The organism is Staphylococcus hominis subsp. hominis (assembly GCF_002901845.1).
In the GTDB taxonomy this organism is placed as follows: Bacteria; Bacillota; Bacilli; order Staphylococcales; family Staphylococcaceae; genus Staphylococcus; species Staphylococcus hominis.
Window position 1 is genome coordinate 508,762 of record NZ_PPQE01000025.1, and the last position, 12,631, is coordinate 521,392.

Annotated in this window: 12 protein-coding genes; 10 read left to right on the plus strand and 2 right to left on the minus strand. The window is 32.3% G+C overall.

Translation table 11 applies throughout. The features are described 5' to 3' along the window. Nucleotides 1-43: 43 nt before the first annotated feature. A complete protein-coding gene (locus CD034_RS04130; protein WP_002488677.1) occupies nucleotides 44-1,747 on the minus strand; it encodes an Rqc2 family fibronectin-binding protein in 1,704 nt (567 codons plus the stop codon). 159 nt (nucleotides 1,748-1,906) lie between these two features. On the opposite strand from CD034_RS04130, the gene gmk reads away from it, so the two are divergent. From gmk to priA, 4 genes are all read left to right on the plus strand, one after another. Beyond that, on the plus strand, nucleotides 1,907-2,530 hold the full coding sequence (gene gmk / locus CD034_RS04135) for a guanylate kinase (RefSeq protein ID WP_002448723.1): 624 nt from the start codon (nucleotides 1,907-1,909) through the stop codon (nucleotides 2,528-2,530). Then, nucleotides 2,530-2,742, plus strand: a complete 213-nt coding sequence (gene rpoZ, locus CD034_RS04140; protein ID WP_002448867.1) for a DNA-directed RNA polymerase subunit omega — start codon at nucleotides 2,530-2,532, stop codon at nucleotides 2,740-2,742. Before gmk ends, rpoZ begins: the two co-directional genes overlap by 1 nt. Before the next feature lie 257 nt (nucleotides 2,743-2,999). Next, nucleotides 3,000-4,208: a bifunctional phosphopantothenoylcysteine decarboxylase/phosphopantothenate--cysteine ligase CoaBC gene (gene coaBC, locus CD034_RS04145; RefSeq protein ID WP_077700424.1), complete on the plus strand. Its 1,209-nt coding sequence runs from the start codon at nucleotides 3,000-3,002 to the stop codon at nucleotides 4,206-4,208. Continuing rightward, entirely contained in the window at nucleotides 4,208-6,616 is a 2,409-nt protein-coding gene (gene priA / locus CD034_RS04150) for a primosomal protein N' (RefSeq protein ID WP_077700425.1), read from the plus strand. The genes coaBC and priA overlap by 1 nt, the downstream gene beginning before the upstream one ends. A gap of 59 nt (nucleotides 6,617-6,675) precedes the next feature. On the opposite strand, the gene CD034_RS04155 is transcribed toward priA, so the two are convergent. Continuing rightward, the gene (locus CD034_RS04155) at nucleotides 6,676-6,879 is read right to left on the minus strand and encodes a TM2 domain-containing protein (RefSeq protein WP_002448731.1); all 204 of its coding nucleotides are present in this window, start codon (nucleotides 6,877-6,879) and stop codon (nucleotides 6,676-6,678) included. Between the two features lie 175 nt (nucleotides 6,880-7,054). Between CD034_RS04155 and CD034_RS04160 the strand changes: the two genes are divergently transcribed. The 6 genes from CD034_RS04160 to CD034_RS11375 form a co-directional block, all read left to right on the plus strand. After that, the gene (locus tag CD034_RS04160; RefSeq protein ID WP_002448820.1) at nucleotides 7,055-7,543 is read left to right on the plus strand and encodes a peptide deformylase; all 489 of its coding nucleotides are present in this window, start codon (nucleotides 7,055-7,057) and stop codon (nucleotides 7,541-7,543) included. Then, nucleotides 7,536-8,468, plus strand: a complete 933-nt coding sequence (gene fmt, locus CD034_RS04165; RefSeq protein WP_077700545.1) for a methionyl-tRNA formyltransferase — start codon at nucleotides 7,536-7,538, stop codon at nucleotides 8,466-8,468. Before CD034_RS04160 ends, fmt begins: the two co-directional genes overlap by 8 nt. Beyond that, nucleotides 8,465-9,772: a 16S rRNA (cytosine(967)-C(5))-methyltransferase RsmB gene (gene rsmB, locus CD034_RS04170; protein WP_077700426.1), complete on the plus strand. Its 1,308-nt coding sequence runs from the start codon at nucleotides 8,465-8,467 to the stop codon at nucleotides 9,770-9,772. The genes fmt and rsmB overlap by 4 nt, the downstream gene beginning before the upstream one ends. A 1-nt stretch (nucleotide 9,773) precedes the next feature. After that, nucleotides 9,774-10,868, plus strand: coding sequence for a dual-specificity RNA methyltransferase RlmN (rlmN, locus tag CD034_RS04175; protein WP_002448746.1), 1,095 nt, complete (start codon nucleotides 9,774-9,776; stop codon nucleotides 10,866-10,868). 5 nt (nucleotides 10,869-10,873) lie between these two features. Continuing rightward, nucleotides 10,874-11,617 carry a Stp1/IreP family PP2C-type Ser/Thr phosphatase gene (locus tag CD034_RS04180; RefSeq protein ID WP_002448792.1) on the plus strand — a complete coding sequence of 248 codons (744 nt, stop codon included), beginning with the start codon at nucleotides 10,874-10,876 and terminating at the stop codon, nucleotides 11,615-11,617. Then, a partial coding sequence (locus tag CD034_RS11375) for a protein kinase domain-containing protein (protein ID WP_373364496.1) occupies nucleotides 11,614-12,631 on the plus strand: 1,018 nt, incomplete at its 3' end. The genes CD034_RS04180 and CD034_RS11375, both read left to right, overlap by 4 nt.

The window sequence follows — 12,631 nt, forward strand, 5'->3', positions numbered from 1 at the left end:
TCCGTAGATGACTTGAAAAAAGCATCTACGGATTTTTATTTTTTTAATTTTTATCCTGCTTCATATGCTGGATTTGGTCATAATCAGGTGTTGCATATAACGTTTTTTGATTATCATATGTGACAAATCCTGGTTTAGCGCCAGAAGGTTTATGGACATTTTTAATTTCTGTATAGTCTACCGGTATCTGACCAGAATTTCCAGCTTTAGAGAAATAGCCCGCAAGCATTGCTGCCTCTTTTATCGTAGTCTCACTCGGTGCATCATTTAAAATGACAACATGCGAACCTGGAATATCTTTAGTGTGGAACCATAGATGTGATTTTTGAGCTTTACGATTTGTTAAATAATCATTTTGCTTATTATTTTTACCTACTAAAATCGTGTCACCATCTGAAGATATATATGTTTGTAAATGGATTTTATCTTGTTTTTTCTTTTTAGTATTTTTACGTTGTTTCATAAATCCTAGTTCTGCTAATTCATCACGAATGTCATCAATTTCATCAACTGTAATATGTTCTAATTGCTGTTCAATATTGGCAAAATAGTCAATATTTTCACGTGTAAGAGCAATTTGAAGATCGAGTTCTTTTTCTCGTGTCTTCATTCGGTTATATTGCTTATAGTAGTATTGAGCATTCACAGATGGTGATTTAGTAGGGTCTAATGGAATCGTTATTTCTTCATTAGTATAATAATTTAGAACGTTTATAGACGCGTCACCTTGTTGAATACGATAAATATTAGCAGTAATGAGTTCACCGTATAATTGTTGTGTATCTTTATCTTTAGCACTTTCGTATTCGTCTATAAGTTTACTTAACTTGTGTTGATATTTTTGTAATTGTTGTTGTACGAAGCGTACTAAATCATTCGCACGTTGCTTTACACGCTCTCGCTCACCTCTAGCATCATAATAACGATCTAATAAATCATGTAAAGAATCATAGATAACAATATCATCCGAGAATTGTTTTAATTTCATAAAATAGAAATCTTCTTTACCTGTTTCATGATTTTTATGAAATACTGGCACGGGTACTTTTAATGTTTGGTCAATGACTTCTTCAAAAGCTTGAGGAAGCGTATCTTGATTCATAAATGGGTAACGATTTGTAATTTCATTTGTAATTAGAGGACTAAAGCCTTCAAACGCATTGAGTAATTGTTTAGCAATTTTTCCGGCATTAAAGTCAACGAATTTGAGCACCTCATCACTTGAAATATCATATGGATTTCGTTTGTTTTGAGTAGGAGGAGCTTCATATTTGAAACCAGGCATCACTGTACGATACTGATTTGTATTTGGCGTCAAGTGTTTAAAGCCTTCTATAATTTTATATTGATCATCTACTAGTATTAAATTACTATGTTTACCCATAATTTCCAATATCACTGTTCGATATATCGTATCGCCAATTTCATCTTTACTTTCAATGTCAATTTCTACTCTACGATCATTACCTATTTGTCGTATTGATTTAACAATACCTCCCTCTAAATGCTTACGAAAGACACGTGCAAACATTGGTGGGTCAAAGGGGTTGTCGTACTTTTTATTGGTGAGATGCATTCTTGAAAAGTTGGGATGAATGGATAATAATAGATGATGGTTTTTACGATTTTGACGAATAATCATAATGATCGTGTCATTTTCAGGTTGATTAATTTTGTGAATTCTACCTGTTACTAAAAATTGTAGTGATTCTATTATCTTTTTTGTGAATAAGCCATCATAAGCCATAATTTTTTTCCACCTTCAGTTTTGTCATTCATTATATTGTAACATGGTAACAATAGAGCGTCATGAGTTAAGTTTATCCTAGTACACTCTATACAATGTAAACAACAATGTGATATCATATTTAAATAATAGAAGAATAGCTTAGAGAGGTCGTAAGGCATGGATAATGAAAAAGGATTACTAATTGTTCTTTCAGGTCCTTCAGGAGTAGGTAAAGGAACTGTTCGTAAAGAGATATTTGACGATCCAACTACATCATATAAATACTCAATCTCGATGACTACGCGTCAAATGCGAGAAGGAGAAGTTAACGGTGTAGATTACTTTTTTAAAACGAAAGAAGAATTTGAAGCATTAATTCAAGAAGATCAATTTATTGAATATGCCGAATATGTAGGAAATTACTATGGGACACCCGTACAATATGTTAAAGATACAATGGCTGAAGGTCATGATGTATTTTTAGAAATTGAAGTTGAAGGTGCGAAACAAGTAAGAAAAAAATTTCCTGACGCATTATTTATCTTTCTTGCACCGCCAAGCTTAGATCATTTGAAAGAACGTCTTATTGGTCGCGGTACAGAAACAGATGAAAAGATTCAAAGCAGAGTAAATGAAGCACGTAAAGAAGTAGAAATGATGAATCTTTACGATTATGTCGTTGTTAATGATGAAGTTCATTTAGCTAAAGAAAGAATTCAATCAATTGTAGAAGCCGAGCACTTAAAAAGAGAACGCGTTGAAGCGATATATAGAAAAATGTTATTGGAGGCAAAAAAATAATGTTAAACCCACCGTTAAATCAATTACAATCACAAATTAATTCAAAATATTTAATTGCAACAACAGCTGCTAAACGTGCACGTGAATTAGACGAAAAGCCTGAAACTGCATTACTAAATGGTTATCATTCAGCAAAACCTGTAGGTGAAGCACTAGAAGAAATCGCAAGCGGAAAAATTTCACCTGTTGTACCTGAAGAATTTCAAGCATAAATAAAATTATTTCGTTATCAGTTAAGATGTTGTTCTGAAATATAAGTTATCATGTGTTTCAGACTTTTAAACATTTTTGCAATCTCTGATTCAATTGAAAATATACTTATATAAGCGTTTTTAGAATCAGTTAATCTTGCGGGAGTAGAACAGTGAATTAAAAATCTGTTCTACTCCCGTGTTTTTAGTTTTTCATCTTAGTTGTGTATAATAAATTTAAAAGTGAAGACTATAAATATAACTAAAGGAGTCGAATCATGAAGAACATTCTATTAGTTGTTACAGGAGGCATTGCTGCTTATAAAGCAATTGATTTAACTAGTAAACTTACTCAAGCGAATTATGATGTAAGAGTAATGCTCACGAATCATGCACAAGAATTTGTTACACCTTTAGCCTTTCAAGCCATTAGTAGAAACCCTGTATATACCAATACATTTATTGAAGAAAATCCTGAAGAAATTCAACATGTAGCATTAGGTGATTGGGCAGACTGCATCGTTGTTGCACCTGCTACTGCTAATACTATTGCCAAATTAAGTGTAGGCATTGCTGATGATATCGTCACATCAACGCTACTTGCTACAGAAACCCCTAAATTTATTGCTCCAGCTATGAATGTTCATATGTATGAAAATAAACGTACGCAACATAATATTTCTGTATTAAAAAACGATGGATATCGTTTCATTGAACCTGGAGATGGTTTTTTAGCATGTGGGTACATTGCAAAGGGACGTATGGAGGAACCTCTTCAAATTGTCAAAATAATCAATGATTATTTTAAAAATAAGAATAAACTATCACATAGATCTCATACTTCTTTTGAAGGGAAACATGCTTTAGTTACTGCAGGCCCTACAATTGAAGTGATTGATCCAGTAAGGTTTGTATCTAATCGTTCCTCTGGAAAAATGGGGTATGCAATTGCAGAAGCTTTAGCTAAAAGAGGTGCAAAGGTGACGCTTGTGGCAGGACCAACGCAACTTGATAATCCAGAGAATGTAGAAGTCATTCATGTAGAAAGTGCAGAAGAAATGTTTAATGCAGTTATAAGTCGATATGAAGAACAAGATATTGTTGTTAAAGCAGCAGCCGTCTCAGATTATACGCCGGCCGATGTATTGAATCATAAAATGAAGAAACAAGATGGCAATCTTTCTGTCACTTTTAAACGAACAAAAGACATTTTGAAATATTTAGGTGAACATAAAACGCATCAATACTTGGTCGGATTTGCAGCTGAAACCCAAAATATTAATGCTTATGCACAAGATAAATTAAAACGTAAAAATGCTGATGTCATTATTTCGAATAATGTAGGAGATCAAACCATTGGATTTCAATCTGATGATAATGAACTCACTATGCACTTTAAAGATGGACAACGTATTAATATAAAAAAAGGAAAGAAAGTGCAACTTGCACAACAAATTTTAGATGAACTGGAAACTAGGTGGCAATAATGATTGCGAAGGTCATTGTAGATATTCCTTCTAAGAGTGTTGATTTTAAATTCGATTATCTCATACCTGACCATTTAAAAGATTTTATAAAAGTGGGTGTAAGAGTTGTTGTACCGTTTGGTCCACGCACAATTCAAGGATATGTTATGGATATACAACAACAACCAAGTGAAGATGTCAATATAGATAGATTGAAAGCAATTAAAGAAATTCGAGATATTCGACCAGAATTAACACCTGAACTTATTCAATTAAGTGAATGGTTGAGTCATTATCATATTTCAAAACGTATTTCTGTGTTAGAAGCAATGCTTCCAAGTGCGATTAAAGCAAAATATACTAAAGTATTTAAAATAGTCCGTCACAATGATATTGAAGATGATATATTAAAATACTTTGATAACAACGGATATTATAAGTATAAAGATGCGCAAAAAAATAATCATTTAAATCTATTAAATCGTTTACTGGAACAACACTTAATAGAAGAAGAAACAATATTATCTCAACATACAAAAAGAAAAACACAGCGTGCAGTACGAGTTGTTGAAGGATACAATCCAGATGATATATTAGCTTTACTAGAAAAGAAATTAAAACAATATGATGTGTATGCTTATCTTTTAGAAGAACATCATAGAAATGTATTTTTAAAAGAACTTGAAGATATGGGATTTTCTAAATCAAGTATAGATGGTCTAGTTAAAAAAGGTTTCCTAGAAAAATATGATGCAGAAATTGAACGAGATCCTTTTGCAAATCGTATCTTTGAAAAAGAAGAAAAACGAACGTTAACCTCTGCTCAAAATGATGCATTTCAACAAATTAAAGAAAAAATAGATCACAATGCACAACGTACATTTTTATTACACGGCGTCACAGGTTCAGGAAAAACTGAAGTTTACTTGCAAGCCATTGAAGAAGTATTAAAAAAGGATAAACAAGCCATGATGCTTGTTCCAGAAATTGCGCTGACACCACAAATGGTTTTACGCTTTAAGCGACGTTTTGGTGATGATGTAGCTGTCTTACATTCAGGTTTGTCAAATGGTGAACGATATGATGAATGGCAAAAAATTAGAGATGGCAGAGCACGTGTAAGTGTAGGTGCTAGATCAAGTATCTTTGCACCATTTAAAAACTTAGGCATTATTATTATTGATGAAGAACATGAATCAACATATAAACAAGAAGATTATCCACGTTATCATGCTAGAGACATAGCAGAATGGAGAAGTCAATTTCATCAATGCCCATTAATATTAGGAAGTGCGACACCAAGTCTTGAATCTTATGCACGGGCAGAAAAAAATGTATATCAATTACTTACTTTACCTGAAAGAGTGAATCAACAAGCTTTACCTTCAATAGATATCATTGATATGAGAGCAGAACTAAGTTCAGGTAATCGTTCCATGTTCTCTGAAGAATTAAGACAAGCGATTCAAGATAGACTGAATAAAAATGAACAAATCGTTTTATTTTTAAATCGACGGGGTTATGCTTCGTTTATGTTATGTCGAGATTGTGGATATGTCCCACAATGTCCACATTGCGATATTTCGTTAACTTATCATAAGACGACAGACCAACTAAAATGCCACTATTGCGGCTATCAAGACTTGCCTCCTAACCTGTGTCCTAATTGTGAAAGCCCACATATCAGACAGGTTGGAACAGGTACACAAAGGGTAGAAGAAATTTTACAACAAGAATTTGAAGAGGCACGTATTATTCGTATGGATGTAGATACGACGTCAAGAAAAGGTGCACATGAAAAGCTATTGACTGATTTTGAAAATGGAAAAGGCGATATTTTATTAGGCACACAAATGATTGCAAAAGGTTTAGATTATCCAAATATAACATTAGTTGGTGTGCTTAATGCCGACACAATGTTAAATTTGCCCGACTTTAGAGCGAGTGAAAGAACGTATCAGTTACTTACACAAGTTTCAGGTCGTGCTGGTCGTCATGAAAAACCCGGTAAAGTGATTATTCAAACATATAATCCAACTCATTATGCAATAGAAGATGTTCAAAAAAATGATTATTTAACGTTTTATCATAAAGAAATGCAATTTAGAAAATTAGGTAAATATCCACCTTATTATTATTTAATTAATTTTACTATTGCGCATAAAAATATGAAAAAAGTAATGGAAGCTGCTAAACATGTACATCAAATTTTACTGCAACATCTTTCAGAAAGAGCACTCGTACTTGGACCTTCTCCAGCGGCAATTGCTAGAATTAATAACGAACATCGTTTTCAAATATTGGTTAAATACAAGCGAGAGCCAGAATTAATTCATGCATTACAGTACTTAGATGATTATTATCATGAAGCATATATTAAAAATAAATTATCATTAAAGATTGATATCAATCCTCAAATATTAATGTAAAAAAAGAGTTGCACCATTTGCGTTTAGCTGCGTGGTGTAACTCTTTTTGTATTTACAGGTTACATTGTTACGTTTCCATTTTCATCTGCTGGTCTTAGTAATGTCAGAATCGCACTGATGATTGCAATAATATGAGGAATTCCTGTCCAACAAAATAATAAATGAAGAAGACCAGACATCATTTTACCAGCATAAAATTTGTGTACGCCAAAGCCACCTAAAAAGACAGCTAGGATAATGTAAATCACTTTATTGACTTCCATTCTTTATACCTCCTTAGTCTATTTAATATATTAATGTCTTCATGATTATTTTAGATATGAAAAAAATTAAAAGCAATTAAAGTTATCTAAGAAGAGTGAAGGTAAGACTAAGGTCGCATTTTAATTTGAATTACGTTATAATAATATGATGAATTTTTTTCGGGAGGCGTTCTAAGTGGCAATAAAGAAATTAGTTCCATCGACTCATCCTGTTTTATTTAAAAAAGCAAAAAAGATAACAACTTTTGATGAAAATTTAAAACGTTTATTATTAGATATTGAAGACACTTTATATTCTGAAGAAGCATCAGCTTTATCAGCGCCACAAATTGGTGTAAGTCAACGTGTTGCTATGATTGACATGGAAGCAGAAGGACTTTTGCAATTAATCAATCCTAAAATCAAAACAGAATCTAATGAGAAAATCATTGACTTAGAAGGTTCGGTTAATCTTCCTAATGTATTTGGTGAGGTAGAACGTAGTAAAATGATAACTGTAGAAGCAAATGATTTAGAAGGTCACGAGATTGAATTAACTGCTTATGATGATGTAGCTAGGATGATACTACACATCATTGATCAATTAGATGGTATTCCATTTACCGAACGTGCTATAAAAATATTGACTGAAAAAGAAGTGGAGGCATATTTTGACAATGAGTAAGATAATTTTTATGGGAACACCAGATTTTTCAACAAAAGTACTAGAGATGTTAATCGCTGAACATGAAGTCATCGCAGTAGTTACTCAACCAGACAGACCAGTAGGACGTAAGCGTGTATTAACGCCTCCTCCTGTAAAGAAAGTGGCAGAAACATACCACATTCCAGTATATCAACCTGAAAATTTAAAAGATTCTAATGAGTTAAATGAACTTATGGATTTAAATCCTGATTTAATTGTAACGGCAGCATTTGGACAATTATTACCTGAAAGTCTATTAAAGCTCCCTAAGTTAGGTGCTGTAAATGTACATGCCTCATTATTACCAAAATATCGCGGTGGAGCACCTATTCACCAAGCCATTATAGATGGGGAAGTACAAACGGGTATTACAATCATGTATATGGTGAAAAAGTTAGATGCAGGTAATATTATTTCTCAAAAGGCCATCGACATTGAAGATGATGATAATGTAGGATCAATGCACGATAAATTAAGCTTTTTAGGTGCAGATTTATTAAAAGAAACATTACCTTTTATTATAGATGGTTCAAATGAAAGTATTCCACAAGATGATTCAAAAGCAACGTTTGCGTCTAATATTAGCAGAGAAGACGAACGTATCGATTGGACTAAAAGTGCTAAAGAGATACACAATCATATTCGCGGATTATCACCATGGCCAGTGGCTTATACAACTATGAATAATAAAAATTTAAAACTATATCAATCTCATATTGAAAAAGGAAAAAACGGAGAACCAGGTGAAATTATAGAAATCACTAAGACTGCAATTATTGTAGGAACTGGTTCTTTGGATGCTATTGCATTAACAGATATTCAATTATCTGGGAAAAAACGAATGCTTGCTGCTCAATATTTAAGTGGTGTACAAGATTCATTAGTGGGGACTAAATTAGTATGACACAATCAGTAAGAGACCTTGCATTTCAGTCTATTCAAGATATTTTAAACGATAATGCTTATAGCAATTTAAAAATTAACGAAGTCATTAACCAATATAATATTGCAACTGTCGATAAAGCATTGTTTACAGAATTAGTTTATGGAACAATAAAGCGTAAAATGACTTTAGATTTTTATTTAAAACCCTTTGTTAAGACTAGAATTAAAGGTTGGGTACGTCAATTATTATGGATGAGTTTATATCAATATGTCTTCCTAGATAAAATACCTAATCACGCAATTATAAATGAAGCAGTTAATATTGCTAAACGTCGTGGTGGCCAGCATAATGGGAACATTGTTAATGCTATACTTCGTCATATATTTAAAAGTGACTTACCGACATTGGAAACAATTAAGAATGAAAAGCAACGCATGACGATTGAGTATAGTATACCAAGATGGATTATTGAGCATTGGATTACACATTACGGAATAGAAACGACACATAAGATTGCAAAATCATTTCTAGTACAATCTGCAAGTACAGTAAGAGTGAATACAAGTCGTACGGATGTTGAAACAATAAGTAAGGCGCTTTTACAAGAAGGCTATCATGTGGATATCGATCAACTCATTCCATATTGTTTACATCTTACAGGTAAACCAGTGATTGAATCTCGAGCTTTTAAAGATGGACTTATTTCCATCCAAGATAAAAGTTCAATGTTAGTAGGGTATTTAATGGATGTTCAAAAAGACGATACCATACTAGATGCATGCAGTGCTCCTGGCGGTAAGGCTTGTCATATGGCAGAATTACTAGCATCCACTGGCCATGTAGATGCTACAGATATTCATAAGCATAAAATTGGTTTAATTAAAGAAAATATCAAAAAGTTAAAATTAAAGAATGTGTCCACTTTCGACCATGATGCAACAAAACCATATTCAGAACTATATGACAAAATTTTAGTAGATGCACCTTGTAGTGGATTAGGTGTATTAAAACATAAGCCTGAAATTAAATATGTACAATCTAAGGATAGTATTAATAATCTTGTAGAAATTCAATTAAGTATATTAGATAATGTTAAACATAACTTGAAACCAGGCGGTTCACTTATTTATTCAACCTGCACAATTGAACAAATGGAAAATGAAAATGTAATTTATACATTTTTAAAGGAAAATAAAGATTTTGAATTTGAATTAATAACGCATCCTATTACTGGTGAAAAAGTAAAAACACTACAAATTTTGCCACAAGACTTTAATTCAGATGGCTTTTTCATTACTAAAATAAAAAGAAAGGAAAGTTAAGATGATAACTGCTGAAAAAAAGAAAAAAAATAAATTTTTACCAAATTTTGAAAAACAATCAATATATTCGTTAAGATATGATGAAATGCAAAATTGGTTAGTTGAGCACGGACAACAAAAATTTAGAGCTAAACAAATTTTTGAATGGTTATATCAAAAGCGTGTAGACACTATTGATGAGATGACTAATTTATCTAAAGACTTAAGACAATTGTTAAAAGATAACTTTGTTATGACAACGTTAACTACCGTAGTTAAACAAGAAAGTAAAGATGGAACAATTAAGTTTTTATTTGAATTACAAGATGGTTATACTATTGAAACGGTATTAATGAGACACGATTACGGTAATTCTGTATGTGTAACGACTCAAGTTGGCTGTCGAATTGGTTGTACATTTTGTGCTTCAACTTTAGGTGGTTTAAAGCGTAACTTAGAGGCTGGCGAGATTGTATCTCAAGTACTTACAGTTCAAAAAGCACTTGATGCTACTAATGAACGTGTATCACAAATTGTTATTATGGGAATTGGTGAACCCTTCGAAAATTATGATGAAATGATGGACTTTTTAAAAATAGTCAATGATGATAATAGTTTAAACATTGGAGCGCGACATATTACAGTATCAACGTCAGGAATTATCCCACGTATTTATGACTTTGCTGATGAACAAATTCAAATTAATTTTGCAGTAAGTTTACATGCTGCTAAAGATGAAATTCGTTCAAAATTAATGCCAATTAATAGAGCGTATAATGTTGGAAAATTAATGGAAGCAATTAAATATTATCAAGAAAAAACGAATCGTCGAATTACATTTGAATATGGATTGTTTGGAGGCGTAAATGATCAACTTGAACATGCAAGAGATTTAGCACATTTAATTAAAGATTTAAACTGTCATGTGAATCTTATACCAGTCAATCATGTTCCTGAACGTAATTATGTTAAAACACCCAAAGATGATATTTTTAAATTTGAAAAAGAATTGAAACGTTTAGGCATCAATGCAACAATTAGAAGAGAACAAGGTTCAGATATAGATGCAGCATGTGGACAATTAAGAGCTAAGGAACGACAAGTAGAAACGAGGTAATCATCATGCTTAACGCACAGTTTTTCACAGATACTGGACAACATCGAGAAAAGAACGAAGACGCGGGAGGTATATTTTATAACCAAACACATCAACAATTGTTAGTGTTGTGTGATGGAATGGGTGGTCATAAAGCAGGTGAAGTTGCAAGTCAATTTGTTACTAATCAATTACAAGACTATTTTGAAAAAGAAAATTTTATTGAATTAGACCGAGCTGAATCATGGTTAAGTCAAACATTAAAAGATATTAATCTCGAATTATTTGAATATGCTACAACGAATGAAGAATATCGTGGTATGGGCACAACGTGTGTATGTGCCCTCATATTTGATAATAAAATTGTAGTAGCAAATATTGGTGATTCTAGAGCATACGTGATTAATTCAAGAGAAATTGAACAGATTACCTATGATCATTCATTTGTTAATCATTTGCTTATGACAGGACAAATTACTGAAGAAGAAGCGTTTAATCATCCTCAACGTAATATAATTACTAAAGTAATGGGTACCGATCGCCGAGTAAGTCCTGATATTTTTACAAAACGCATCAGTTACTATAATTATATATTACTTAATTCTGATGGACTGTCAGATTATGTAAGAAATCACGAAATAGAAACGTTAATGAATCAGTCTACATCATTAAATGAACTTGGAGAAGCACTGATACAAGCTGCCTTAGATCATCAATCTAAAGATAATGTGAGTGTACTATTAGCTGAAATTGAGGGTAATAATGTATGAATGGCAAGCTAATTAATGATCGCTATCAACTCTTAGATAAACTTGGTGGCGGAGGAATGAGTATGGTTTATCTTGCTGAAGACACTATACTTGAACGTAAAGTGGCTATTAAAGCAATTTCTATTCCCCAAAGCGAAAAAGATGAAACTATGAAACGTTTCTACAGAGAGGTAAATAGTGCTACACAAATTGTTCATGAAAATATCGTGGAAGTATATGATGTTGAAGAAGATGATGATAATTTCTATCTTATTATGGAATATATTGATGGGCCGACACTATCTGAGTATATACATAGTCATGGTCCATTGAATATAGAAACAGCTATTGATTTTATTAAGCAAATTTTAAATGGAGTAAAACAAGCGCATGAGCAACGTATTATACATAGAGATATTAAACCTCAAAATGTGCTAATTAATAAAGATAAAATTTTAAAAATTTTTGATTTCGGCATCGCAAAAGCGTTAAGTGAGACATCAATGACTCAAACCAATCATGTGCTTGGAACGGTTCAATATTTATCTCCAGAACAAGCTAAAGGAGATAAAACGAATGAAACAACCGATATCTATTCAATTGGTATAGTGTTGTATGAAATGTTAGTTGGTGAACCACCTTTTAGTGGAGAGACAGCTGTAAGTATTGCTATTAAACATATTCAAGAAACGGTTCCTAATATTACTGAAAAATATCCAAATATTCCACAATCTTTAAGTAATGTGGTACTTAAGGCGACTGAAAAAAATCCTAAAGATCGTTATCAAACGATAGAAGAAATGTATAATGATTTGAGTAGTGTGCTTGTTACAAGCAGATTAAATGAAGAAAAGCATACGCGTATAAGTGATACCACCCAAACAGTACCCATTGATAAAAAAGAAATAAAAAATAAACTCGAAGAAGAAACTCATAAAAAAGATATAGCGCAAACGATGCAAATTCCTATTATCAATCATCATAAATTTCAAGCAAGTGAAAATAATGTATACACACCTAAACGTAAAAAACGTT